The organism is Terriglobus saanensis SP1PR4 (genome assembly GCF_000179915.2).
Lineage (GTDB): Bacteria > Acidobacteriota > Terriglobia > Terriglobales > Acidobacteriaceae > Terriglobus > Terriglobus saanensis.
Genome location: NC_014963.1, coordinates 1,679,968 through 1,704,229 on the forward strand (window position 1 = coordinate 1,679,968; position 24,262 = coordinate 1,704,229).

Sequence of the window (24,262 nt, forward strand, 5' to 3'; positions counted from 1 at the left end):
GAAAGTAATGAAGATGCGCGCAGGTTGGTGTGCGGTTTGGATTGCAGCGGTATATTTCGTTCCCGCGGTGGCGAAGGCCGATCAATGGACGGCGCCTACGCCGGACGAGTTGAAGATGACCGCCCAGCCAGAGGTTCCTGGAGCGGCGGCGGTGTATCTTCAGCGCGAAATTCTGACGGACGACGCATTGCATATGTATAGCTACTATGTCCGCTTGAAGGTCTTGACGGAAGAGGGCAAGAAATATGGAGATGTGCAACTCTCCTTCCTGAAAGGCAATGAGGGCGTGAATACGACTGTGACGGATATCGCTGGCAGGACTATCCAGTCAGATGGGACGATCGTTCCGTTTACCGGGAAACCTTTCGAGAAGATGGTAGAGAAGACGAAGGACGTGAAGGTAATGTCCAAGGTCTTCAGCATGCCAGCGGTGCAGGTGGGCAGCATCCTGGAGTATCGCTACAAGTTGCGATGGGACGATAACTATTACCTCTCTCCGGACTGGTATCCGCAGGAAGAGCTGTTTTCGCGCAAGGCACATTACGTCTGGAAGCCGACGGACAAAATGTTGACGAGCAAGAGTAACGGACACGAATCGCTGTCGAACAGCATTGCGTGGTCGCCCATCCTGCCCGACAATGCCAAGGTAAAGGACACGCTGTTGCCTGGTGGGAATCAGCACATCCTCGAGCTTTCCCTGGAAAATGTTAAGCCCATGCCGCAGGAGCCCTTCATGCCTCCAATCGCGAACACCTCCTACCGTGTGAACTTTTATTACACGTCCTATCGCACGGCGGATGAGTACTGGAAAGGAGAAGGCAAGTACTGGTCGAAGGAACAGGACAAGTTCATCGGACAGGGGTCTGCGGTTTCTGCAATGGTGCATGCCACCATCGTGCCGGGCGATACGAGCGACCAAAAGTTGCGCAAGCTCTACGCCGCAGTGATGGAGTTGGAGAATACCGATTACACGCGTCAGCACACCTCTGCTGAGGAACGGATGGCGGGTCTGCGGGAGATCAAAAACGCGGACGACGTACTCACGCGCAAGCGTGGATCGAGCGATCAACTGGCTGAGCTCTTCGTCGCTATGGTGCGGTCCGCGGGCATGAAGGCGTACGTCATGATGGTCACCAACCGCGAGCGCCGCATGTTCAATCCGAATCTGTTGTCGCTATACCAGTTGGACGATGCGATTGCGGTTGTGAATGTGGATGGCAAGGATCTTTTTCTGGATCCCGGTACACGCTACTGTCCCTATGGTCATCTCGAATGGAGACACTCTCTGGCGGCAGGACTTCGACAGGTAGAGGGCGGGGTGGCTCTTGCCAACACCGCCGCAGAGCCGTATACCTTTGCCTCCACCGGCCGCGTTGCGGACCTCAAACTCGACGAGGAGAGAGTTCTGAAGGGCAAGGTCACGGAGTCGTTCGAAGGGGATCCGGCGATCACGTGGCGTCACGTAGCGCTGCGCGGAGACGAGGCCAGCTTGAAGGACGACCTGAAGAAGCACCTGGAAGAAGAGCTTCCGGCTGGCATGGAGGTGACCGTCAATACCGTCGAAAATCTGACCGCCTATGAGAAGCCTTTGAAGGTATCTTTTACCGTGAGCGGAAGGGCAGGGACTGCGACGGCAAGCCGGCTACTTTTGCCGGGAGATATCTTCCTGGTCAACAACAAGCCGACCTTCACCCAGGAGAAGCGCGAGACCGGCGTTTACTTTCAGGAAGCGGCGATGTACCGGGACGCGATGCGGATCATCTATCCCGCGACCTACACCCTCGAGTCTGCACCGGCAAAGAACAGCTGGAAGTTCCAGCAGCGTGCCGCTTATACGATCGAAAACAAACCCGTTGCAAACTCCGTGACGGTCTACCGCAATCTGACCATGGGAGACTTCTTCTTTGCGCCGAAGGATTATGCCGAGCTTCGGGCCTTCTACTCAAAGTTTGAAGGGGCCGATCAGGACGCCATCGTCCTCAAAGTCGGCGCGGCTTCTGCTCCGGCGAAAGCTGGCAGCTAGGGCGTCGGGCGAGGCACGCGGCAGACCTTCGCGACGTCGTTCTGGTAGTCACAGGGAAACGACGTCGCGGAGGCCTTTGGCAGAACCATCCAATCCACGTGCAGGGGAGCAAGACGTGCGAGACGGTTCGCATCGCCCATGCGGTTGAGTCCCGTCTGCGCAGCCATCCCGACGAGCCAGTCCGCGGCGAGTGACGGGGAGACGGAGGCCACACCGCCGTCTTTGGAGTAGTCCGGGAGAGAACTCCGCAGAGCGATCGAGCGGAAGTTCTGTGCGTCTTCTCCTTCGACCGTGATGTAGTGAGCATCGAGCGCGAAGAGGTCGCCTTGCGCAGTATGTTCACGGCACCAGACGAAGGCCCGAGCCCACCCATTGGTACGCGGCCTCCGGGAGAACTCCAGGTGCTGGGATGCAGGGTAGATCTCTAATTGCGCGACAAAAAGAGGTGTAGCGATGCAGGACGCGAGCGTCGCCCAGGCAACGAACTCTCGCTTTCGAGAGTTCATTGTCTCGTGGAGAAAATCTCCGATCCAGCCCCCAGCCACGATGAGAAAGACCGCATAGAGGAGATGAAGCGCCCGAAGTGGCTGCATCCGTGCGATGAAAAGATGGGCTGCTGAGGATCGCGCGAAGAGAAGGGCGATCAACAGGCACAGTAGGGTCGTGGCTGCGTGGGCGTGGATGAGGAGGCGTTCTTCCGCGCCTGCACCGCGCGTCTTTTCGTGACGGGAAAGAATCCATAGCAGGAGAACAGGAGGAGCAAGGGCGCCGAGGACCTCATACCATTCCCACTGTCCGAGGAACCAGTAAGACCGCGTCGCGGCCAGCACACGGAGCGCTCCCTGGTCGACGGGAGAGAGAAGATAAACCATGAGACAGATCAGTAGGGCCGCACCTGAATAAGATGCGAATGTCCGCATGGGATGCCTCCGCTGAAGCGCCCACACGGAGCAGAGAAGCAGCGCTCCCCAAAGCGCCATGACCGGATGCAGGACAAAGGCGGCGGCAAGCAAGAGCGCGCTGGCGAAGACACGGCGGCGAAGCAGATGTTCCAGTGCGAAAAGAAGCAAGGGCAGTGAGATGGATCTTGCGGTGCAATAGGGGTCCGTCAGATAGAGCGCCGTACCCGCCACGGGCAGTGAGAGAGAGAAGGCCATGACGAGCACCGCGCCAAAGCGTGCCGATCCCTGGCGAAAACAAACTTTCGCCACTTCGGACGAGGCCCACAGCGTGGCTGCGATGGCTGCGAGTTGCAGGAGCGCCAGGCAGGACGTTACCGAGAGGTGAATGAGCGCTGCGAGGCTGCTGACCGTCCAGGCGAAGACCCCATTGCCCACGTGCGCGGCGACAAAGGCGTGATCGTGGGGGAAGAGCCATGGGTGCACGCGCTGCTGTATCGCTGCGGCATAGATGCCCCCGTCTTCGGCGTCGGGGTGATATCCGAGGATGCAGAAGGAAAGAAGGCTGAGCGCGAGAAGTGCAGGCAGCGAAAGAAGTTTTTCTGTTTTCCAGGGAGAAGCCGATCTGACCACTTTCACACAGTACAACGAAACGGCGGCCGATGCCGGGGGCCGAGGCGGCGAAACGTATAATGACGGCTGGTCATGATGATTTCAACGCTACCTTTTAACCGCATCTTGAATGTGCGCTCTCACTATTTCTCGCTGTGTCAGGTGGTCGTTTGAGCGAGCAAAAGAAAAAACGCAATCTATGGAAGACGCTGCCGGGATTTGTGATCAGCGCATTCTTCCTCTGGCGGACGCTCACCGGAATTCACTTCAAAACGATCCAGTCCATCCGGTTCGTGGATCGTTGGTGGTTTGCGGCTCTAGCCATAGCGTTGATTACCGGGTACACCTTGCGCGTCTACCGTTGGTGGCTGATGCTGCGCGCCAGCGGAGCGCCTGGATTTGGCGTCTGTGCGCGGGTACTTCTCACCAGCTTTGCGGCGAATAATGTGTTGCCGTTTCGTATCGGCGATTTTCTGCGCGTGTTTGGCTATGCGGAAGAACTGGGCTCGTCCTCTTCCTCCATTCTCGGGACGGTGATTCTGGAGCGGCTGCTTGATATGTTCATGCTGCTGTCCTTTCTGACTGCGGCCGTCGCGACCTCCACACACGTCCTGACGTTTCCAATGTTTGGGCACGATGTACGCATTTTGTCGTTTGCCCTTCCTGTCCTGGCCGTGGTCACGCTGGGAGTCGCCGCTTTTCTCCTCTTTGCGCGGCAGATGGAGACGCTGGTCCGTGGTTTGGTAGGTGCGCTGCCCGCTGGCAGGCTCGTGGATAAGGCCGAAAGCTGGATCCTGCTTGCGTTTGACTCTGTGAAGAAACTCAGTCTCACCGCGAAGCTGATGCTTCTGTTCACTTCGCTTGGGGCGTGGTTCTGCGAGGGAATCATCTTCGTCGCGGCTTCGCGGGTGATGGGATTGGTCGTAGGGGCGCGCGGCCCATGGCTGGCGCTCTCACTGAGCAATCTGTCGTACCTGATTCCAAGTTCGCCGGGTGCGATTGGGACGTTTGAATACTTCTGCAAACTGGGAATGGTCAGCCAGGGTGGCAAGCCTGATTTGGCCGCAGTGTATGGACTTCTGGTCCATGTGATCGTATTGTTGACGATCACTGTAGCGGGTGGCATCGCGTTCTTCATGCATCGCGCGGGACGTGCCCGCGTAATCGCCCGCGCCGATAGGGCGGAAGTTGCGTCGGAACGCAAAACCCCAGTTAGAAATTGATCGAGAGAGACCATGTATCGCACACAGCAACAAAAGATCCTGACCCATCTGGTTACCGTATTGGAGACGAAGTACGGCGTGACGCTCGCGCAGATCGCGGCGGAGCAGCCGCCCAAGACGGAACTGGGTGAGGTCGCTTTGCCTGTGGCGTTTGAGCTGGCAAAGCGTTTGAAGAAGGCGCCGCGCGTGATTGCGCAGGAGCTTGCCGACGAGATGCGCGGTGTCGAAGGCATCGCCTCGGTAGACATCGCGGGTGCGGGCTATCTCAATTTGAAGTTCGACCGTGCGTCTCTCGTGCGCGCGATGGCCGTAGGCCAGCATGCCGACGTCGGCGGATTGGGATTTCGGTTGGTGGAGCATACCAGCATCAATCCCAATAAGGCGGCGCACGTCGGTCACCTGCGCAACGCGATTCTTGGAGATACCTTCCAACGCCTGCTGCGGAAGGACGACTTCAAGAACGGCTATGGCGTGGGTGTTCAGAACTACATCGACAACACCGGCGTTCAGGTGGCCGATGTGGTGGTGGGTCTGACGCATCTGGAAGGAAAGTCTCTGGCGGATGTGCGCTCTCTGCTCATAGATCTCAAGGCAAAAGGGCAGCGCATCGACTACTACCTCTGGGACCTGTACGCGCGCGTTTCTCGCTGGTACACGGAGGATCCGGCGGACATTGGCGCACGCAAGGAGCTTCGTCTGGCGACGCTGCACTTGATCGAAGAGGGCGGAAACGATACAGCGATCATCGCGGACATTGTTGCGACTGCCGTCATCGAACGGCACCTCGAGACGATGCAGCGATTGGATATCGAGTACGACTTTCTTCCGCGCGAGAGCGAGATCCTGCACCTGCACTTCTGGGACGCGGCACGTGCCCTCATGATCGAAAAGGGCGTTCTCTATGAAGAGACCGAGGGTAAGAACAAGGGCTGCTGGGTGATGCGGCGTCCGGGAACGGAGCAGACCGAAGGCACAGACGACGACGCCAAGGTGATCGTCCGTTCCAACGGTACGGTGACGTACGTCGGCAAGGATATCGCCTATCATCTCTGGAAGTTCGGTCTTCTTCCAGGGAAGGATTTTGGCTACGCGAAGTTCCACGAGTACCCCACGCATACCTGCTGGATCTCGACGGTGCATGGAGAAAACCCGCATCCCACCTTTGGCAAAGCGGACTGGATCTACAATGTGATCGACTCACGGCAGAATGATCCGCAGGCCAATGTGATGGAAGCACTGCGTGGCATGGGCTATGAAGACGCCGCGAATCGTTACACGCATTTGAACTACGCCATGGTGGCGCTGACGCCGCGCTGCGCGATCGATCTTGGATATGAAGTGAGCGAAGAAGACCGCGCCAAGCCGTATCTCGAAGTCAGCGGACGCAAAGGCTTTGGTGTGAAGGCGGATGACCTGCTGGATCGACTCATCGAGGCGGCGAAGGCTGAAGTGGATAAGCGGCATCCAGATCGCGATCCTGTCGAACGCGAAACTGCGGCAACGCAGATCGCTGTCGGCGCACTGCGTTATTTCATGTTGAAGTTCACACGGAATACGGTCATCGCGTTCGATCTGCGGGATGCCTTGAGCTTTGAAGGCGAAACCGGACCTTACGTACAGTACGCCATCGTGCGTGCGGGTAATATTCTGCGCAAGGCCGGAGTGGAGCAGGATGCGTCGCTGGACGTTTTGGCTGATGTCGATGTCGCAGCACAGATCGACGGCGATGAAAACAATAGCGTGTGGGAGATTTGGCTAATGGCGTCCCGCCTGACGACGGTGATCGAAGCGGCCATCGTGGCGGCTGAGCCAGCCTTACTGGCACGGTATGCGTTTCAGTTGGCCCAGGCCTTCAACAACTTCTATCACCGGCATCAAGTGTTATCCGAGACAGATCTCGCTCGCAAGACCGTCCTGTTGGCCACCGCTGCGGTTGCGCGGCGTGAGATGATCCGGGCACTTCGATTTATGGGGATGGACGCGCCCTCGTTTATGTAGCTTGTGGTGGTTTAGGTCTACGGCTTCGGTGTAAGTTCGTGGACCCATTCCACAATACTGCGCACCGCTACGCCTGAAGGTCCTTTGGCGATGTACGAGCGCTGGTTTTCTACCCAGGCCATGCCTGCAATGTCGAGGTGGATCCAGGGAGTATCGCCGACGAACTCCTTGAGGAACATTGCGCCTGATATGGCTCCGCCCCAGCGATTCATCCCTGTGTTCATGATGTCGGCGATGGACGACTTGATGTACTCCTTGTAGTCGTCGGTGCAGGGAAGCCGCCAGAAGGATTCTCCTGCACGGCGCATCGCCGTCTGAAAGGCCTCGCAGGTCGCCTCGTCGTTGGAAAAGAGGCCCGAGTTGTTGACCCCAAGCGCTACCACGCACGCGCCGGTCAGTGTGGCGGCGTCGATGAGCTGGGTGGCTCCAAGTTGTTTCGCATAGTGCAGACCGTCGGCGAGGACGAGGCGTCCCTCCGCATCCGTGTTCATGACTTCGATGGTCTTGCCGGACATGGCGGTGAGCACGTCGCCCGGTTTGTAGGCCGTGCCGCTGGGCATATTTTCGGCGGAACAGACTACGGAGATCACGCGCGCAGCGGGCTTCAGCTGAGCGATGGCGCGCATGGCGCCGATCATGGCCGCTGCTCCAGCCATGTCGTACTTCATCTTCTCCATACCGTCGGCGCCCTTGATCGAAATGCCGCCGGTGTCGAAGGTAATGCCTTTGCCGACGAGACCGAAGACAGGGGTGCCGTCTGCAGGAGGCTTGGCGGGTTCGTAGGTCATCACGATGAGGGCAGGGGGTTCCGCGGAGCCCTGGGTCACGCCGAGGAAGGCACCCATGCCAAGTTCTTTCAGTTTGGCAGTGCTGTAGACCTTGCACTGGATGCCGAACTCTGTACACATGGCCAGCGCACGTTCTCCGAGGACGGTCGGCGTGAGGACGTTTCCAGGTTCGTTTACAAGAGCCTGGGTAAAGGCGATGGATGTACCGAGGATGTTTCCTTCAGCAAAGCCCTCCTGAATCTCCAACTGAGTGCTTCGCTCCGGGGTAGACGAGACGACAGAAAGCACATCCATGCTCTTGTCTTTGCGGTCCGTGCTGTAGGTGTCCGGATCGAAGTCCGCGATATAAGCGCCTTCGACGAGCGCGCGGGTCGTCAGGGAGCAGGGAAGATCTTCGAGCGCCTCGTCGGAGAGGGAGCGGTCTTCGGGGAAGGCGATCGCGCAGTTCCGGATGCTCTTCAGCTTTGCCGTACGGATGGCCGTTCCGGCGCCGATGCGCACCTGATTCGGCGAAAGAAGCTTGGACTTGCCAAGGCCTACGATTAACAGGCGTTCACATTTGAGGCCGGAGGGGGCATGGAGCAGGAGTGTTTCCCCAGCCGAAGCCTTGAACTCGCCTCCGGTCAGGAAGGCGGCGGCGGCATCGCTGATCGTGTCGGAGGTGGTGAGCAGGGTCGGAAGCGGCGTTGCGTCTTTACCAATGGCAATATCGACGGCGAAGACGGTCAGCAGGGGGGAGGCAAACGTGGCGGCGTCCTGAAAAGCGATCCGGGTAATCATCCTTTTCATGGTACTTCCTCCCACGCGGCTGGGCTATTGCTTTAAGCTCTCTGACTGCGTGCGATGGCGGAGCGCGTTTCTTTATCTACTTCCCGTTTCCGTTCGGACTCACGCTTGTCCCAGTCCTGTTTACCCTTGGCGAGGGCGAGTTCGCATTTGACCTTTCCGCCACGAAAATAAAGACGAGTTGGGATGAGAGTAAATCCCTTCTGGTTCGTCTTAACCTCAAGCTTGCGCAACTCCTGTTTATGAAGAAGGAGACGGCGCGTGCGTGTGGCGTCGTGATTCATCAGGTTGCCATGAGAGAAAGGTCCAATGTGCGCGTTCAGAAGAAAAGCCTCGCCGTCCTTCAGGAGGCCGTAGGCGTCCTTGAGGTTGGCTTTGCCTTCACGAATGGATTTGACCTCGGTGCCCTGCAAGGCAACACCGCATTCGAATTTATCCAGGAGAAAGTAGTTATGACTGGCCGAACGATTGATGGCAGCATCCCGGTCGCCAACGGCAATGGGGTCGCGCGGACCTGTCTTTCTGGGGGGCGCGGAGGTTGTCGGAATGGCGGTGGGACGGGCCATGGAGAATCTGATGCTAGCACGATGGAAACGATGCTCTCGGGTCCATTCCGGGCGGGTGGGGAGCGATAGGCCAGATGGTATACTTGGTAGGTCCCAGCAGGCAAAAAAATGGATTAAATGTACGTTTTGCTTGCGTTTACAACGTGAGATCTGGATGGCGTGCAGAGCGGGTGGGTATTTTGAACAGAGGCACGATGGATCGCCGGCGTAGAAACTTTTTTCTCGGGATCATTTTTTTGGCAGGCATCTTCTGCGTCCTGTCGCAGAGCGCGAAGGCGCAGTCGGCATCCACCTGGAACAAGCGCGGTCTGGCGGCGGAGCAACGCGAAGACTACGATGCCGCTTTTGAGGCTTATCGTCAGGCGCGGCTGCTGAAGCCGGGCGACCTTAATTATAAAACCCACTTTGAGCGCATGCGCTTCCAGGCGGCTGCCGCTCATGTGGATCGCGGACGTGTCCTGCGGCAGAACGGTGATGTGAATGCTGCGTTAGCAGAGTTCCAGCGGGCAATCGCCATTGATGGCGGAAACCAAGCGGCGCAACAGGAAATCGTCATCACGCAGCAGCAGATCTCCTCGACGCCCACGGCTTTGGACGCACCGGCTGTCATTCCTGCCGCGCCGTCCTCAATCTCCGCCGGGCCGATTGAACTGCAGCCTGTTTCGACCGATCCGATCACCCTGCACAGCGTTGAAGATACAAAGAATATTTATCAGGCGATTGGAAAGCTGGCGGGTCTGAATGTCATCTTCGATCCGGACTACACCTCCAAAAGAATCCAAGTAGATCTGAATAACGTCGGCCTTTCCGATGCGCTGCGCATCGTCGGTGTAATGTCTGGCACCTTCTGGAAGCCCGTTACGGGAAATACAATCTTTGTTGCGCAGAACACAAGAACCAAGCGCACCGATCTGGACACCATGGCGGTGCAGACCTTTTATCTCACCAATGCCGCACAGCAGAACGATGCGAACGAAGTGCTGACGGCCCTTCGGAACGTCATGGACCAGAATGTTAAAGTCTTCCTGGTTCCGAGCCAAAATGCGATTGTGATGCGCGCTACGCCGGACCAACTCCTTCTCGCGCAGGAGTTGATGAATAACCTTGATCGTGCCAAGGCCGAAGTGGTGGTGGATGTCGCGGTGTTGGAAGTAAACAAAGATCACATGACCAATCTGGGAATTCAACTGCCGGGAAGTTTCAGCATTACTCCGCAGACCTCCAATGCGACCACGACGACAAGTACAACGACGACCACTACAACGACGACAAGTCTCACGCTGAATAATCTCGCTCATCTCAACGGAACAAATTTTGCCGTTTCCATCGGTTCCGCTGCGCTGGCGGCCACCTTGTCGGACAGTGACACACGCGTTCTACAGAATCCTCGGCTCCGATCGACCGATGGTCAGCGCGCGCAGTTGAAGATTGGACAGAGGATTCCGGTAGCCACGGGGTCGTATAACTCCGGTGTGTCCACGGGTGTTGCCAGCGTTGGCGTACAGACGCAGTTTCAATATATTGATATCGGCGTCCAGATCGACTTGACACCTACTGTCCATCAGAATCATGAGATCAGCCTCAAAATGAAAATTGAGGTTTCGACCCATGCGAACGATGAGACGATTTCAGGCGTGGTGGAACCGGTCATCGGACAGCGCATCAGCGAGCAGGTGATTCAACTAAAAGAAGGTGAGCCTTCTATTCTTTCTGGCATTCTTACCAAGACTGAATCAGACAGCCTTGGTGGAACGCCAGGCTTGAGTCAGATTCCTCTACTCGGAAGAATCTTTTCCAATAAAACTCGCGATCGTGCAAGTACCGAGATCGTCTTTGTCCTTGTGCCGCATATTGTGCGTGAGTCCGTTCTGACCAGAATGAATACCCGACCCATTGATACGGGAACGGGCCAGGGCATCGAGTTGCGACGTGAGGTCGTTGTTGCCCCTGTGAGCGCAGATGTGTCGACACCCGTGCGACCAACTGTTCCGCCCATGACAGCCTCTGCGGCCGCAGCCGCGCTGATCGGAGCTAATCCCGGAAGCGCCGCGGATGCCGCGAATGCGGCGCAGAAAGCCGCGAATGACGCCATAGTTGCGAAGAACGCCACAGGGAGCGGTGCGCCGGTCAACTTTACGGTGACACCGGCCACTGGTGTGCAAGCCGTCGGTAGTACCTTCCAGCTGGCCGTCGTCGCGAATAATGCGAACGATCTGTACTCTGTCCCGTTACAGGTGCAGTTCAATCCACAGGTCCTCCAGCTTGTGAACGTGGATTCGGGGGAATTGATGGGACGTGATGGGCAAGCCGTGGCAGTGGTGCATCGTGATGAAGGTAATGGCGTGGTCACGATCTCCGCGTCGCGTCCACCCGGTGTGAAGGGTGTCAATGGCCAGGGATCGGTTGCGGTGCTCACCTTCAAGGCGATGACCTCGGGTGACTCGAACGTGGCCCTGACCAAAGTGGGAGCGAAGAACAGCGGTCAGGGGAATCTCCCTGCGGTCGGATCGCAGGCTGTGGTGCATGTGAAGTAGTTATGAAAGGGCAACCCAATTCGATCAGGAACCGCGAAGCCGGCCTGACGCTCGTCGAACTGATCGTCGTCGTCACGATCCTGGCGATCCTGGCGACGGCGGCGGTTCCAGTGTCACGCTGGCAGTTGAAGCGTCAGAAGGAAAAGGAGCTTCGCGCAGATCTATGGCGCATGCGCGACGCGATCGACCATTACAAGGACGCGGCCGAACGGGGAGCATTTCAGACGAAGGCAGACAGCTATAACTATCCTCCCGATCTTCAAACTCTTGTGGACGGTGTGGATGTGCAACTCAAGAAGGTAAAGTTTTTGCGGGCGATTCCGATTGATCCAATGACGGGGCAGGCCGACTGGAGTCTGCGCGCCATGAAGGACGATCCAGATTCAGATAGTTGGAGTGGAGAGAATGTCTTCGACGTCCACTCCCACAGCCAGGGAACAGCGTTAGACGGGACGAAGTACTCGACATGGTAAAGCGACGCAAATCCGAGGCGGGCTTCACTCTGCTGGAACTCATGGTGGTGATGATCATCATCGGCGTTCTGGCGGCGATTGCGATTCCTGCGTATCTGACGCAGATCAAGCGTGCGAAGGAAGCCGTTTTGCGCGAAGATCTCCACGTCATGCGGCAAGCCATCGATCAGTACACCGTGGACAAGCAGAAGGCACCGCAGTCGCTTGACGATCTGGTGCAGACCGGCTACATGAAGACGCTTCCTACCGACCCGCTGACCAATCGAGCGGATACCTGGGTCACGGAACAGAGCGACTCGTACAGCAGCGTCGACCAGACCGAAAGCGGCGGCATGAACAACGTCCGCAGCGGTGCCGGAGGGCTCGCGACCGATGGCTCTATCTACTCGTCATGGTAGTAGACCAGGCTTCGGTGCTGCGCGCTTTTGTAGCGATCTGCGCCGTGCAAACAAACTGGGCAGGCAAGATCGTTCTGGTTCATGCTTTGGATGAGAAGGGTGCGGCCATCGCGATGGCCGCGACTATGGCAGGGGCCGTAACCCTTGCCATCGAAGGCGATCCCGAGCGTGCGCGTGCAGCCCTGCGTGCAGGCTGCTGCGACTTTGTCGTCAGCACACTTGATGAGGCGCTGCGAACGATGAAAAACGAGGTACGCAAGGGAGTGGCATTGAGCGTGGGCCTAGTGGGTGAAGATGCGCTTTTAATGCAAGAGATTCGCGAACGAGGTGTAGTTCCTGACTTCGATGCGGAGCGGACGCCGCTGACCGAATCTGGATTCGAGATATTGAGCTTTGTTGCCGCAAATCTGAACGAGCGGCGTGCATTCGACGCGGACCTCTTACAGACGGCAGATCCTGTACAAGCACGTTGGTTGACTGCCGCGCCGAAGTTCTTCCCGCGCGACTTAAAGCGTTCGTACTGGACGGCCTAAGACTCTTTTGTCTTGAAGTAGACGATACCCAGCAAGAGGGTAGCCAGAAAGACCCATACAAACTGATACGCGTAGAAAAATGGAATGCCCCAGAGGGTAGGCGTCTCGCGATTGTAGAGCTGCGGAAAGCATAATCCCACGAAAGGAAGCACCAGCAGAAGCAGCCACGGATTCCATCGAGATTCGTGCTTGGACGCCATATCTTGCAGCATAGCAAACCGTGAGTGTGTTGGCTGCGCTGCAAGACCTTCGGATACCATGAAGGTAGATGGCGGAAACCACCAAAAAAGCGGAAGCAGAACAGGCAAACTTCGATCGTGCCGTTGCGATCATGCGCCGGTTGCGGGGGCCGGACGGATGTCCCTGGGACCGCGAACAGACCTTCGATTCCATCAAACCCTACACGCTCGAAGAGACCTACGAGGTTTTCGATGCGATCGAGCGGCGCGCCTGGCCTGATCTCAAAGACGAACTTGGAGATCTTATCCTGCAGGTGCTCTTTTATTCGCAGATGGCCGAGGAAGCGGGACACTTCGGTATCCAGGATGTCTTAGAGAATCTCAATGCAAAGCTCGTTCGCCGCCATCCCCATGTTTTCGGCGACGCGCAGGCGGAAGATTCTGCTGCCGTTCTTCGCACCTGGGAGAAGGTCAAAGCCACAGAGAAGAAAGACCGCGCAGGTGGTCGCCTGGATGATATTCCGCGCACGATGCCCGCTCTGCTTGAGGCGGCAAAGATCGGTTCGCGCGCCTCCAAAATTGGTTTCGACTGGCAGCATGCTTCGGAGCTATTTACCAAACTGGATGAGGAGCGCGACGAACTGAGAGCAGAGGTTGACGCCGACCCTCGCAACCAGGAAGCCATCGCCGATGAGTTTGGCGATCTGCTCTTCGTGGCGGTGAATCTCGCGCGGCATCTCAAGGTCTCTCCGGAGGACGCCCTGCGTGGATCAAACGCTAAGTTCCGCAGACGGTTTGCGGCAATGGAGCACTTTGCGGGAGGGCCGGAGGCGCTAGCTCTGCTCCCGACGAGCGAGATGGAAGAGCTTTGGCTTCGGGCCAAGCAAGAGGAACGGGGAAAAGAAGTATGAACCAGGAAAAGAATGCTGAGAAACAGATCGAGATCAGGCCACTGCATGACCTAGCCAGCTTTGACCGATGCGTCGAACTGCAGCTCGCCATCTGGAACTATTCTGAGGGCGACCTGATTCCGCGGCGTGTGTTCCTTGTGGCAGAGCGCATCGGAGGCCAGGTTCTGGGGGCCTTCGATGACGATATGATGATCGGCTTCACTGTGGGCCTCCCAGGCTATCGCAATGGGCATGCCTATCTTCACTCGCACATGTTGGGCGTGCTTCCTGAGTACAGAAATTACGGGATCGGACGACGCCTCAAGCTGGCGCAGCGCGAAGAAGCGCTGGCGCGCGGCTTCGACCTGATTGAGTGGACCTTCGATCCTCTGGAGATTAAGAATGCGTATCTAAACATCACGCGGCTCGGAGCGATCAGCCGCAGGTATAAGGATGACTTCTACGGCCCCTCCTCCTCGCCCCTGCAGGGCGGACTTCCGACAGATCGCTTGTACGCGGAGTGGTGGTTACGCTCGAAGCGTGTGGAGGGTGCTTTGGCAGGTCAGTCTGTTTTGCAGGAGGCCGATGAAATCGTAACCGTGCCCGCAGAGATCTACGCGTGGAAGGCTTCGGAGGCTGGACGCGATCAAGCGCGCGAAACCCAGACGCGAAACCGGGATGCTCTAAAAAAAGCCTTTTCCGAGGGGCTTTCCGTGGTGGGGTATGACCGTGATCCCGACGGCGGGGGGCATTTCCGCATTGCTCGATGGAACGAAGATCTGCAGTACTAAAAAGAGTTCTATGGAGACGACGAATGAAAATTGATGCGATTGTGATGCGCGAGGTCCAGATGCCTTTGGAGCATCCGTTTGAGACCAGCTTTGGACAGACTACCGAACGCAGGATTCTTTTGGTCGAGCTGCAGGCCGAGGGACTTACCGCCTGGGGCGAGTGTGTCGCAGGCGAACATCCATACTTCTCCGATGAGATGATCGACACTGCCTGGCACATCACGCGCACCGAACTCGCGCCGCGTCTGATTGGAACAGAGATCAAGTGTGGCCGCGATGTTCCAGCGCTTTTGAAACAGGTACGCGGCCATCGTATGGCCAAGGCTGCTCTCGAGAACGCTGTGTGGGAACTCGAATCGCAACTCAAGAAGGTTTCTCTGGCGTCACTTCTCGGTGGAACTCGCGACAAGATCGCGTGCGGTGTGTCCATTGGAATTCAGGGCACCTTGGAAAAGCAGCTCGCGAAGGTTGAAACTGAGGTTTCCGCCGGCTATCAACGGATCAAGCTGAAGTGCAAGCCGGGTTGGGATGCGCACGTATTCGCTGCGGTGCGCGAGCGTTGGCCGGATATCCTCCTCAGCTGCGACGCCAACTCGGCGTATCGCCTCTCCGATGCGGAGCATATCGCAAGCTGGGACCAGTTCAACCTGCTGATGATCGAGCAGCCCCTCTGGTATGACGACTTCTACTTCCATGCCACGTTGCAGAAGCGCCTCAAAACGGCCATCTGTCTGGACGAGTGCATTCGCAACCGTCGTGACGCGCAGGCCGCCATTGAACTGGGCAGCGGCCGCATCATCAACATCAAGGTAGGTCGTGTAGGTGGTTTCACGGAAGCAATCGCCGTGCATGATATTTGCCTGCAACATAACATCCCCGTCTGGTGTGGAGGCATGCTGGAATCCGGTATTGGTCGCGCACAGAACGTCGCGCTCTCCAGCCTCCCTGGCTTCACACTACCCGGAGATGTCTCCGCCTCCAAGCGTTATTGGAAGGAAGACATCATCGAACCTGTGGTCACGGTGAGCGCCACGGGAGAGATCAAAGTTCCGACGTCGGTGGGCCGTGGATATGAGGTCAAGCCGGAGAGGATTGACGCTCTTTCCGTAAGAACGGAACGCGTCACGAGCCAGTTCGCAGAATAAATCAGCGTCGTGGTTCGTCGAGCAATATGTGAATGGCATCATCCAGAGAAAGCGTGGAGGGGAGCATCAGAAAATCGCTCGCCTCCATACTGGACTTGACCTGAATGGTTTTGACCATCAACTCACGCAGCGATAGATTCATTACGAGTTTCGAATAAGCGTACTTGCCCGGAGCGTAAGGCGCTTGTTCGAACTCCAGATGCCCGCCCGCATAGATTCGAGCGATCAAGCCCCAGGCGAAATTCGTATTGCGAATGATCGTTCCTTCCATGCGGATGACATGATGGTCAGAATGGTCGACCCACAAAATACCTTGCAGGCCTGTAAGTGCCTGCTGAGCGGTCGACGCAGGATGGAATGCAGGGTTCGGACTAAAGTCATAAACGATCTGGGGAGAAATAATATTGGGGAGCTGTGGCTGTCCGGGATGAAGCGTGAAAAGCATCGCCTGAGGCAACACCGAAACGAGCTCCGTCGTCAGCGTTCTGCTGGAAACTTCCTGCTTGCGCTTCTTTCGTAATTCAGAGGCGGACCCTAGTGAAGCGGTGAGACGGTCGCGCTCAGCTTTATCTTCTTCAGCCGTCAGCGGCTTTCCTTCGCGGGAGATCAATCTACCGACGCTTCCGTTCGGTGTCTCAATTACGTCACGCACCACGGTGCCGTGATTGTCGCTCTTGTGGACGAGATAACGAAGACTTGTATCGCTTCGATTGACGATCTCCAATTGTTTGCGCACGATGTCCGAGGCGACTTCGGGCGGCAGTTCGTCCTGCTTCGGCTGCGCCACAGAAAAGAGAGAGACTGCCGCCAAGAGAGTCCCCGCCCAGTAATGCTTCCAGTTCATATTTCTCCCGGTCCTGCACGCGAGCAGCCCCGCTTTGGATCTCTACCTTTTGCAGTCTAAGCTTAAGACTCAGATGTGGATCGAAAGGTCTCGTTTGCCTGCGAGAGTAGGGTTGGCTACACTCACGCTTGAAGGCAACTTTCACAAGCTTTGCATAAGGTGGTCGATGGGTCTTTTCGGAACGAAAGAAGCCAAGGAGCAGAGGCGCACAGGAATCGCTGCCAAGGTGCCGCGTCACTCCAGCGGTTGGACACAGCTCCTCAAGGAACTCAAGCAGCAGGAAGGCCTGCGGATTCTCGACTTCGGGGCCACGTCATCCACCAATATTAATTTTGTGACCAGCCTCGGCCACAGCATTTATACCGTGGGACTGATCGACGAGGCAGCCGATCCGAAATGGACGTTACAGTCGCAATTATTTGAACAACCTGCATTTGATACGGAAAATTTTCTTAAAGAGAATCTGGAGTTCGGCGAGCGAAACTTCGATGTCGTACTTCTCTGGGACACCGTCGCCTATCTGCCATCTCATCTAGTGGGGCCGGTAGTTGAGAGAATCTGCTCCGTCATGGCTCCCGGCGGTCGTCTTCTGGGATTTTTCCCTGTAAAGCCCGAAGGGGAATTCAGCCGATTTCATCTACGCGAAGATGACCAGGTTGATATGCAAAAGGCAGGATCGTATTCGTTGCAAACCATTCTTACGACGCGGCAGATCGAAAATTTATTCGCCAGCTTTACAGCGTATAAATTCTTCCTGGCAAAGGACAATCTTCGCGAAGTTTTAGTCACACGTTAAATGCAGATGGGCCGATCAAATCGGCCCATCTAATCTTTCGCGTTAGGCAGCTTTTTGCTTCCGGCGTTCTGCCCAGCGGCGCTTCTGCGCATCCGCAATTCTCTTGCGGGCATCGGGGCTGAGGTTACGCTTGCCTGCCTTCTTGGCGGCTTTTTTCGGGGTAGGGGCGGCTACGGTAACTGTGCCCTTGGGACGGCCCGGACCACGCTTTGCTGGGGCTGTTGCGGTAACAGACGTACTCGTCAACAACGCACGTGCCTGCTGCAATTTAGATATCTGTGCGTCGATCTCAATCAATATACGACTTACTTCCATAACAACATCCCTCCTGGGTAATTACATGCGAGTGTAATTCATGTAAAGCATTAAAATCCCATATAGGCACAGAAATAAAACCCGAGTTACCGGGTTTTTTCTGAAGATGGGGTCGCAGACTTGGGTGTACGGATGGAATATCCGGGACGTACATCCTCACCGCGTTCAAATCGTTGCACGGATCCGAGACCACGTTTCCGGTTCGTCTCTTCAATGCTCTGCCGTAAGAGCGTAAGTGTTTCCTGCTTGTCCGCGGTGAATTCCGTCGCCATGCGCGTCAGGGCATAGGTCACAATGTCGGAGTGATGCAGGTGATGCATCCCCGGATCCAGGCGCAGATTCAGCCAGAGACGGTGGACCAGCTGTACGTCGCTCGCAGGAATCGTGGGCGCATGCGGGCCAATATGGAAGCTCTCCGCATCTCCGGAGGAGGGCACAACATAAAAGGTGAACTGGCGTTTCGGCTCGGGAAGAGTTTCCCATGCCTGGCCGACGTGGTAGGCCTGCTCCTGCGCCGTGAGCTTCGTCGAAAGTCCCGAAACCACCGCAGCGACATCGAGCGAGTTAGCCATGCGAACAATGGCCGCAAAGATATCGCCCGCTGGAACCACAAGCAGAGAAATATGTTTGCCAAAACTCTCAGCTACGGAAACAGCCTTTGTGAAGAGCATCTGCTCGTGCTCGCTGAATAATTGCTCGGAGGCATCGACATACTCCGGACCGCCAGCACCCATCATGCGGGCAGCTAGCACCACTAGATCCTGATCGTCCGTATCCGTACGGGCCAGCGCCCATTTGAGAGCATGTGGTGTGGAAGCGTCGCGCATCGTTACCAGAACACCGCCCGCGCGAATATCGAGGTCCGACCGACCTACTTCTTCGCTATGCTCCAGTTGGAAGTGTTCCTTCATCTGTCTTTCCGTCGCTTTATGGCGTCGCTTGTTCTCGCGCTCGGAGATCGAAAAGATGATGAAGAAGACCACTGCAAAAAGAATGCCACTTACTGTTGCGACGGACTTAGTAAACAAGTTCACGATGGCAACGGTAAGCAGAACTAAAAAGACAGACATCAGACCGAAGGGAATTTCTGTCTTCCCGATCTTCAGGTTGAGTGGAACCTTCGATCCACGTTCGCCCTGGAACTTCCAACGCAAAACCAGCATCGCGAGGGCATTGAAGGTAAAACTCCAGATGACTCCGAAGGCATACGCTTCGCCGATCAGAATCACGTTACCGCGTGTGACCACAATCACGAGTAACTGAATACACGCCACCAGATTCACAATGCGGTAGCTCGTACCGAAACGCTTCTGAGGCTTGCGGAACCAATCTGTAAGAACACCATCTTCCGCGACGCGCATCAGGACGCCGGTCGATCCAACGATGGCTGTATTAACCGCGCCGCCGAGGATGAGGAAGCCGACGATTACGACAAAGACACGGAAGGCGATACGCAGAGCCAGCGGTCCCACCATATACATCGCCGTGCCCGCGATCAAGTTATCGCGATAGACACTTACCCGGACGCTATCCGGGATCAACATGACGGCAAGCAGGGAACCGATGCCCGTAAACACAGCGCTGTAGATCGCAATGACGAAAGCGGCGCGTTTGAGGTTTTTCAGCTTCGGATGTTCAATCTCTCGATTGACCTGGGCGAGAGACTCTTCGCCGCTCATTGCGAGAACGGAGTGACCGAACGCCATCAGGATGCCGAAGAGACCGAGCATCTGCGCGAACTTCGTTCCCTTCAGGAAACCAAGCGCAGAGTCGGAGAAGTGCAGATTGGCCGGAATGGGCGCGGGCGGTAGATGCGCACCCTGATGAATTGCCGAATAAATACCCCAGGTAAGCAGAATCACCACCATGACGGTGGTGATCTTCATAATGCTCAGGGCTTTCTCGCTGGATTCTTCGATGCCTTTGATGTTCTGCCACCAGAAGTAACAGGTGATGACAATTGCAATACCGGCAGAGGCGTAATTGACGTCGAACTGATGCACCACACCGGAGTTGCTGACCAGGATGCGGGCCAGTGAGGGATGGTGGGCACCAATTCCGATTACCTCATTGATGAGGCCGATAACATATTGTCCCGCGGATACACCCGAGATCGGTCCAGTCAGAACGTAGTCGAACATCAGGGCGGAGACACTGATCTTGGCAAAGGTGCCGCCAAGTGCTTCTTTCACAATCCTGTAAACGCCGCCCCTTGTGTACATGGAGCAGCTCTCAACATAGAGAGCTCGGACAGAGTATGCGAAGAGGACAACGCCCAGGATGAACCATGGAGCCGCTTTGCCGACTGCTTCCTCCGCGATTCCCCCCGCATAGAAAGCAGAGGAGCCCAGATCGTTGAGAACGATTGCGGCGGCGCGCCAGAAGGAAATGAAGGTGAGCATCACCGAAGACGCAACTACAAGGCGTACGCGGTTCGGTTGAGTCGGGACAGGGATACGTTTTGACATCAGGTCGGTGGCAATCTCAAGCTAAAACCCTGTGGAAATGGGTGTTTGCAATGGACGCCCAGCGATGAGTCTATGCCGTAATTGCTTCAGCGTCAAACCACAAAACTACAGGCTGTCTCGTGTCGGTTCGGCAATGTCGTCGGAAGCAAACTGCTGGATGTCCAGAAACGTAGTCACCACGCAGACGACAGCAGAACCAGCCATGCCCACGAGGAACAGGGGCACCAGGATATGCGCGATAAGAGGCATCAAAAGGTCAAGCACAGGTTTATCTTACTCCTGATCGCCCGGTCCGGAGGTAACGAGAGTGTTAGACTCCCGCCGTATGCACTCCATTCCAGCCCGCGCCTGGCTGCTCGCTTCATCTTCGGCGTTTTTGCAAGTCATTATTTTTCCTCTCTCCGGGCCTGTTCCTCCATGGAGGGCCGCCCTGTGCTGGGTCGCCATGGTTCCTTTTCTGCTGGCGCTTATGGGAAATAGTGGCTCCGGGGAACCTCTTCGCATCCGTGATTTTGCACTGCTCGGGTACTTCTGCGGCTTCCTTTGGTATCTCGGTAACTGTTATTGGATTTTGAGCACGATGCACCTTTACGGAGGTCTGTCTGTTCTCGCCAGTTTCGGCATCATGGTCCTGTTTTGTCTCTACCTGGGGCTGTATCACGCTCTCTTTGCCACTTTGGTCGGCCTGCTGCGCGCCTGCAAGTCGCTGCACCGCAGCGTCGTCCTGATCGCTGCACCGTTTCTTTGGGTTGCCGTGGAACTGGCTCGCGCCAGGGTGACAGGATTTCCGTGGGATCTTCTCGGCGGGGTCCAGGTGCAGAACAGCCTTTTGACCGCCCTTGCGCCCGTAGGCGGCGTCTATGCACTCAGTTACGTCATCATGCTGGCCAACGTGGAGTTCTGTTCGGCATGGATCTTTAAGAATAAAAAACTTCGGGTGCAATCCCTCTGCGTCGGCCTGGCGATGGTGGTGGTTTTGGAGGTCGGAGGACGAATGGGCCTTGGCGCACCTCCGCCACAGCAGGGAACCGAGACGGCCGTCCTGTTGCAGCCCAATCTCGATGTCGGGGCGCTCGCCTCGCCTTCCTCAGGTGCAGCAGTGCTACAGGACGCCATGAATCTCAGTCTCCATCCCACGCGGACCGCCGCGCAGACGCAACGTGCGGTGACGCTCTGGCCGGAATCTCCCGCTCCTTTTGAAACAGATGACCCGAATCTTCGCGAGGCGTGGCTCCTGCTGGCCAGCCGTACCGGAGCCCCGGTGATCGCGGGCACTATCGGGCGAGATCCTGTCTCCACTGGTCATGAGATCTACAACTCCGCAGCTCTTATCGACCCTGATTCCGGATACGTCGGACGCTATGACAAGGTTCATCTCGTTCCGTTTGGGGAATTTGTCCCCTTCGAGCAGGTCTTCAGCTTTGCTGGAGGCCTCACACAGGAGGTCGGTAACTTCAACCGAGGGAAGTCACGCAGCGACTTCTACGCAGGCGGTCACGCGTACGGCGTCTTTATCTGTTACGAGTCTGTTTTTGGCGACGAAGTGCGCGAGTTTGCGCGCAATGGCGCAGAGGTCTTTGTAAATCTCTCCAACGACGGTTGGTACGGAGACACCAGCGCGCCCTTCCAGCACATCGCCATGGCGCAGATGCGTGCCATCGAAAACCGCAGATGGGTTCTTCGCGACACCAATACGGGGATTACGGCTTCCATCGATCCCTTCGGCCGCATTATCGAACGCGTGCCGCGCCACACCCAGACTGCCGCGATCGTGCACTTCGATTACGAGCACGAAACTACCTTTTATACGCGCTACGGAGACCTCTTCGCCTACCTCTGCGCTCTGATCACAACCGCCCTCTTTGCCTGGGCCATGGTCGAGCGCTATCAACTCGGCAAGCGTAGTTCACAGCGTTCTTTGTAGAATGAACTTATGTTGAGTGATCTGGAATACGCCTACTCCCCGGTTCGTGCCCGCGTGCGCGATCTGCGGGAGTATCTTTGACTCCACCCGCCTGAAGAAAGACCTCGCCCGCATTGAAGAACAGAGCTCTGACCCAGCCATCTGGGCAGATCCCGCGCGTTCTCAGCCACTGATGCGCGAGCGTAAACGCCTCGAAGGTCTCCTCAGCGACGACGCGGATCTTGAACGTCGCAGCGGGGACATCGATGCCTACTTCGAACTCGGACGCGAGGGCGAAAATGTCGAGCCGGAACTCGCGCGTGAGATCGCGTCCATCGAGCAAGCGATCGAAAAGCTTGAATCCCGCACCATGCTCTCCGAAGAGACCGATCCCCTGAACGCCATCGTGACCGTGCATCCCGGCGCGGGCGGAACGGAGAGCCAGGACTGGGCCGAGATGCTTATGCGGATGTACCTCCGCTGGGGTGAACGCCAGGGGTTCAAGACGGAGATCAACGAAATTCAGGACGGCGATGAAGCGGGCATCAAGTCCGCGACTTTTACCATCACCGGCGACTTCGCCTACGGTCTGCTTTCAGGAGAAACAGGCGTCCATCGCCTGGTGCGCATCTCTCCTTTCGACTCCGCGAAGCGGCGGCACACCTCGTTCTCCTCCGTTTTTGTTTCGCCTGAGATCGACGACTCTATCGTCATCGACATCAAGCCCGACGATCTCCGCATCGACACCTACCGTTCCGGCGGAAAAGGCGGTCAGCACGTTAATACGACGGATTCCGCCGTCCGGATCACGCATCTCCCCACCGGCATCGTCGCCGGTTGCCAGAATGAGCGCTCGCAGCACAAAAACAAGGACAAGGCGATGAAGATGCTCCGCTCGCGTCTCTACGAGTTCGAGCTGGACAAGAAGAAGGCGATCTCGCGCAAACTGGAAGACTCCAAGCTCGAAATCAACTTCGGCTCGCAGATTCGTTCCTATGTTCTTCAGCCCTACCGCATGGCAAAGGACCTTCGCACCCGCGTTGAAGTCGGCGATGTGGACCGCGTTCTGGATGGCGACCTCGAACCCTTCATTCGGGGCTTCCTCCGGATGCGGCGCGATGGTCATATTCCTGCCCCGGTCGAGGATGATGAAATCTAAACGCGCCGGAGGCGCATCTGAATCCTGATGGCTACGACTACCTCCACCCCGGACCTGACCTCGGAACTGCGGAAACAGCTCCTCGCCCTGCTCAAAGGCGGACAGGCGCACGCAACCTTCGAGGACGCGATCAGAGACCTTCCCGCTGACCTGCGCGGCAAAACGCCGGAAGGGTTACCGTACTCCCCCTGGCAGATTCTGGAACACCTGCGTATCACCCAGCGTGACATCCTAGATTTCAGTACGAACCAGGAAGGGAACTACAAGGAACTCGATTGGCCCAAGGACTACTGGCCGAAAACGGCAGTTCCGACCTCCGAGGACGTCTGGAAACAGAGCATTTCGGCGTTCAGCCATGACCTGAAGGCGTTTGAGGCGCTGGTGAAAAACGAAGATCTGACTGAACCTTTCTCCTGGGATGGCAGCAAGAACCTTCTTCGGGAGGCTCTTCTTCTCGCCGACCACACCGCCTATCACCTCGGTGAACTCATCGTCATCCGTCGCCTGCTCGGCGCGTGGAAGAAGTAAGCCATGAACGAACCGGCACTCATGCTCGAAATGCTGCGCGGCAAGACGATCGCCGTGGTGGGGCTCTCCGACAATCCGGGGAAGGCCAGCCACGGTGTCTCGCGGGTCATGCAGCAGGCGGGCTACCGTATCTTTCCGGTCAACCCCGCCGTCCAGACCGTACTCGGAGAGACCAGCTACGCCTCGCTCGCCGATCTTCCGGAGCGCCCGGATATCGTCAACGTCTTCCGCCTGCCCAAGGCAATCCCCGGCATCGTGGACGAGATGATCGCGCTCGATCTGAAACATCTGTGGGTCCAGCTGGGCATCGTCCATCTGGAAGCCGCAGAGCGCGCGGAGTCTGCAGGGATCGGTGTGGTGATGGACCACTGCATTATGGTGGAACACGCTCGACTGGCATCTGCTCTCTAG

The 24,262-nt window shown here is 56.9% G+C and carries 23 protein-coding genes; 15 read left to right on the forward strand and 8 right to left on the reverse strand.

Going from position 1 to position 24,262, the window contains the following annotated elements; translation table 11 throughout:
- The first annotated feature begins 7 nt into the window (after positions 1-7).
- Complete coding sequence (locus ACIPR4_RS06985) at positions 8-2,023, forward strand: DUF3857 domain-containing protein (RefSeq protein WP_013567955.1); 2,016 nt, start codon at positions 8-10, stop codon at positions 2,021-2,023.
- On the opposite strand, the gene ACIPR4_RS06990 is transcribed toward ACIPR4_RS06985, so the two are convergent.
- Positions 2,020-3,561 (reverse strand): hypothetical protein, encoded by a 1,542-nt coding sequence (locus tag ACIPR4_RS06990; RefSeq protein WP_013567956.1) that lies wholly within the window; start codon positions 3,559-3,561, stop codon positions 2,020-2,022. The two genes, ACIPR4_RS06985 and ACIPR4_RS06990, sit on opposite strands and share 4 nt — an antisense overlap.
- Positions 3,562-3,704: 143 nt before the next feature.
- On the opposite strand from ACIPR4_RS06990, the gene ACIPR4_RS06995 reads away from it, so the two are divergent.
- Together ACIPR4_RS06995 and ACIPR4_RS07000 are read left to right on the forward strand one after the other, a co-directional pair.
- Positions 3,705-4,757, forward strand: coding sequence for a lysylphosphatidylglycerol synthase transmembrane domain-containing protein (locus ACIPR4_RS06995; RefSeq protein ID WP_013567957.1), 1,053 nt, complete (start codon positions 3,705-3,707; stop codon positions 4,755-4,757).
- A 12-nt stretch (positions 4,758-4,769) separates the two neighbouring features.
- Positions 4,770-6,755, forward strand: coding sequence for an arginine--tRNA ligase (locus ACIPR4_RS07000; RefSeq protein WP_013567958.1), 1,986 nt, complete (start codon positions 4,770-4,772; stop codon positions 6,753-6,755).
- 17 nt (positions 6,756-6,772) lie between these two features.
- On the opposite strand, the gene ACIPR4_RS07005 is transcribed toward ACIPR4_RS07000, so the two are convergent.
- Complete coding sequence (locus ACIPR4_RS07005) at positions 6,773-8,323, reverse strand: leucyl aminopeptidase (protein ID WP_041585966.1); 1,551 nt, start codon at positions 8,321-8,323, stop codon at positions 6,773-6,775.
- A gap of 41 nt (positions 8,324-8,364) precedes the next feature.
- Positions 8,365-8,895 carry an SsrA-binding protein SmpB gene (gene smpB, locus ACIPR4_RS07010; protein WP_013567960.1) on the reverse strand — a complete coding sequence of 177 codons (531 nt, stop codon included), beginning with the start codon at positions 8,893-8,895 and terminating at the stop codon, positions 8,365-8,367.
- Positions 8,896-9,131: 236 nt separating this feature from the next.
- Here smpB and ACIPR4_RS07015 point away from each other — a divergent pair, with 236 nt between their 5' ends.
- From ACIPR4_RS07015 to ACIPR4_RS07030, 4 genes are read left to right on the forward strand one after another with little or no spacing between them, the layout of a single operon-like run.
- Positions 9,132-11,429, forward strand: a complete 2,298-nt coding sequence (locus ACIPR4_RS07015) for a cohesin domain-containing protein (RefSeq protein WP_342612434.1) — start codon at positions 9,132-9,134, stop codon at positions 11,427-11,429.
- A gap of 2 nt (positions 11,430-11,431) precedes the next feature.
- A complete protein-coding gene (locus ACIPR4_RS07020; RefSeq protein ID WP_013567962.1) occupies positions 11,432-11,902 on the forward strand; it encodes a type II secretion system protein in 471 nt (156 codons plus the stop codon).
- Positions 11,896-12,300, forward strand: a complete 405-nt coding sequence (locus ACIPR4_RS07025; RefSeq protein ID WP_013567963.1) for a type II secretion system protein — start codon at positions 11,896-11,898, stop codon at positions 12,298-12,300. The genes ACIPR4_RS07020 and ACIPR4_RS07025 overlap by 7 nt, the downstream gene beginning before the upstream one ends.
- Complete coding sequence (locus ACIPR4_RS07030) at positions 12,294-12,833, forward strand: urocanate hydratase family protein (RefSeq protein ID WP_013567964.1); 540 nt, start codon at positions 12,294-12,296, stop codon at positions 12,831-12,833. Before ACIPR4_RS07025 ends, ACIPR4_RS07030 begins: the two co-directional genes overlap by 7 nt.
- Here the strand turns inward: ACIPR4_RS07030 and ACIPR4_RS07035 are convergent.
- Positions 12,830-13,033 carry a DUF3311 domain-containing protein gene (locus ACIPR4_RS07035; RefSeq protein WP_144312343.1) on the reverse strand — a complete coding sequence of 68 codons (204 nt, stop codon included), beginning with the start codon at positions 13,031-13,033 and terminating at the stop codon, positions 12,830-12,832. The genes ACIPR4_RS07030 and ACIPR4_RS07035 overlap by 4 nt on opposite strands.
- Positions 13,034-13,101: 68 nt before the next feature.
- On the opposite strand from ACIPR4_RS07035, the gene mazG reads away from it, so the two are divergent.
- The 3 genes from mazG to menC are packed head-to-tail and all read left to right on the forward strand — an operon-like array spanning position 13,102 to position 15,838.
- On the forward strand, positions 13,102-13,923 hold the full coding sequence (gene mazG / locus ACIPR4_RS07040) for a nucleoside triphosphate pyrophosphohydrolase (protein WP_013567966.1): 822 nt from the start codon (positions 13,102-13,104) through the stop codon (positions 13,921-13,923).
- Positions 13,920-14,693 (forward strand): GNAT family N-acetyltransferase, encoded by a 774-nt coding sequence (locus ACIPR4_RS07045; protein ID WP_013567967.1) that lies wholly within the window; start codon positions 13,920-13,922, stop codon positions 14,691-14,693. The genes mazG and ACIPR4_RS07045 overlap by 4 nt, the downstream gene beginning before the upstream one ends.
- Positions 14,694-14,716: 23 nt before the next feature.
- Complete coding sequence (gene menC / locus ACIPR4_RS07050) at positions 14,717-15,838, forward strand: o-succinylbenzoate synthase (RefSeq protein WP_013567968.1); 1,122 nt, start codon at positions 14,717-14,719, stop codon at positions 15,836-15,838.
- A gap of 1 nt (position 15,839) precedes the next feature.
- On the opposite strand, the gene ACIPR4_RS07055 is transcribed toward menC, so the two are convergent.
- The gene (locus tag ACIPR4_RS07055) at positions 15,840-16,682 is read right to left on the reverse strand and encodes a hypothetical protein (RefSeq protein WP_013567969.1); all 843 of its coding nucleotides are present in this window, start codon (positions 16,680-16,682) and stop codon (positions 15,840-15,842) included.
- 166 nt (positions 16,683-16,848) lie between these two features.
- Here ACIPR4_RS07055 and ACIPR4_RS07060 point away from each other — a divergent pair, with 166 nt between their 5' ends.
- Entirely contained in the window at positions 16,849-17,478 is a 630-nt protein-coding gene (locus ACIPR4_RS07060; protein ID WP_013567970.1) for a class I SAM-dependent methyltransferase, read from the forward strand.
- Between the two features lie 42 nt (positions 17,479-17,520).
- Here ACIPR4_RS07060 and ACIPR4_RS07065 read toward each other — a convergent pair whose 3' ends face one another.
- The 3 genes from ACIPR4_RS07065 to ACIPR4_RS22690 all read right to left on the reverse strand — a co-directional run bounded on the left by ACIPR4_RS07065 (position 17,521) and on the right by ACIPR4_RS22690 (position 20,525).
- Complete coding sequence (locus tag ACIPR4_RS07065) at positions 17,521-17,793, reverse strand: hypothetical protein (protein WP_013567971.1); 273 nt, start codon at positions 17,791-17,793, stop codon at positions 17,521-17,523.
- An 86-nt stretch (positions 17,794-17,879) separates the two neighbouring features.
- On the reverse strand, positions 17,880-20,261 hold the full coding sequence (locus ACIPR4_RS07070; protein WP_013567972.1) for an APC family permease: 2,382 nt from the start codon (positions 20,259-20,261) through the stop codon (positions 17,880-17,882).
- A gap of 105 nt (positions 20,262-20,366) precedes the next feature.
- Positions 20,367-20,525, reverse strand: coding sequence for a hypothetical protein (locus tag ACIPR4_RS22690; protein ID WP_013567973.1), 159 nt, complete (start codon positions 20,523-20,525; stop codon positions 20,367-20,369).
- Positions 20,526-20,568: 43 nt separating this feature from the next.
- On the opposite strand from ACIPR4_RS22690, the gene lnt reads away from it, so the two are divergent.
- The 4 genes from lnt to ACIPR4_RS07090 all read left to right on the forward strand — a co-directional run bounded on the left by lnt (position 20,569) and on the right by ACIPR4_RS07090 (position 24,262).
- Positions 20,569-22,185 (forward strand): apolipoprotein N-acyltransferase, encoded by a 1,617-nt coding sequence (lnt, locus tag ACIPR4_RS07075; RefSeq protein ID WP_013567974.1) that lies wholly within the window; start codon positions 20,569-20,571, stop codon positions 22,183-22,185.
- A 9-nt stretch (positions 22,186-22,194) separates the two neighbouring features.
- Positions 22,195-23,323 (forward strand): peptide chain release factor 2 gene (gene prfB / locus ACIPR4_RS07080; protein ID WP_013567975.1). Its coding sequence is split into 2 segments (ribosomal slippage): positions 22,195-22,263 and positions 22,265-23,323, totalling 1,128 coding nucleotides; the frame shifts between segments, so codons are not numbered across the junction.
- 27 nt (positions 23,324-23,350) lie between these two features.
- The gene (locus ACIPR4_RS07085; protein WP_013567976.1) at positions 23,351-23,851 is read left to right on the forward strand and encodes a DinB family protein; all 501 of its coding nucleotides are present in this window, start codon (positions 23,351-23,353) and stop codon (positions 23,849-23,851) included.
- Between the two features lie 3 nt (positions 23,852-23,854).
- Positions 23,855-24,262: a CoA-binding protein gene (locus ACIPR4_RS07090; protein WP_013567977.1), complete on the forward strand. Its 408-nt coding sequence runs from the start codon at positions 23,855-23,857 to the stop codon at positions 24,260-24,262.

Coding starts and splice junctions, on each gene's coding strand:
- ACIPR4_RS06985 (WP_013567955.1), top strand. CDS start 8: ATGAAGATGCGCGCAGGTTGGTGTGCGGTTTGGATTGCAGCGGTATAT.
- ACIPR4_RS07000 (WP_013567958.1), top strand. CDS start 4,770: ATGTATCGCACACAGCAACAAAAGATCCTGACCCATCTGGTTACCGTA.
- ACIPR4_RS07005 (WP_041585966.1), bottom strand. CDS start 8,323: ATGATTACCCGGATCGCTTTTCAGGACGCCGCCACGTTTGCCTCCCCC.
- smpB (WP_013567960.1), bottom strand. CDS start 8,895: ATGGCCCGTCCCACCGCCATTCCGACAACCTCCGCGCCCCCCAGAAAG.
- ACIPR4_RS07020 (WP_013567962.1), top strand. CDS start 11,432: ATGAAAGGGCAACCCAATTCGATCAGGAACCGCGAAGCCGGCCTGACG.
- ACIPR4_RS07025 (WP_013567963.1), top strand. CDS start 11,896: ATGGTAAAGCGACGCAAATCCGAGGCGGGCTTCACTCTGCTGGAACTC.
- ACIPR4_RS07030 (WP_013567964.1), top strand. CDS start 12,294: ATGGTAGTAGACCAGGCTTCGGTGCTGCGCGCTTTTGTAGCGATCTGC.
- ACIPR4_RS07035 (WP_144312343.1), bottom strand. CDS start 13,033: ATGGCGTCCAAGCACGAATCTCGATGGAATCCGTGGCTGCTTCTGCTG.
- mazG (WP_013567966.1), top strand. CDS start 13,102: ATGGCGGAAACCACCAAAAAAGCGGAAGCAGAACAGGCAAACTTCGAT.
- ACIPR4_RS07045 (WP_013567967.1), top strand. CDS start 13,920: ATGAACCAGGAAAAGAATGCTGAGAAACAGATCGAGATCAGGCCACTG.
- menC (WP_013567968.1), top strand. CDS start 14,717: ATGAAAATTGATGCGATTGTGATGCGCGAGGTCCAGATGCCTTTGGAG.
- ACIPR4_RS07055 (WP_013567969.1), bottom strand. CDS start 16,682: ATGAACTGGAAGCATTACTGGGCGGGGACTCTCTTGGCGGCAGTCTCT.
- ACIPR4_RS07060 (WP_013567970.1), top strand. CDS start 16,849: ATGGGTCTTTTCGGAACGAAAGAAGCCAAGGAGCAGAGGCGCACAGGA.
- ACIPR4_RS07065 (WP_013567971.1), bottom strand. CDS start 17,793: ATGGAAGTAAGTCGTATATTGATTGAGATCGACGCACAGATATCTAAA.
- ACIPR4_RS07070 (WP_013567972.1), bottom strand. CDS start 20,261: ATGTCAAAACGTATCCCTGTCCCGACTCAACCGAACCGCGTACGCCTT.
- ACIPR4_RS07085 (WP_013567976.1), top strand. CDS start 23,351: ATGGCTACGACTACCTCCACCCCGGACCTGACCTCGGAACTGCGGAAA.
- ACIPR4_RS07090 (WP_013567977.1), top strand. CDS start 23,855: ATGAACGAACCGGCACTCATGCTCGAAATGCTGCGCGGCAAGACGATC.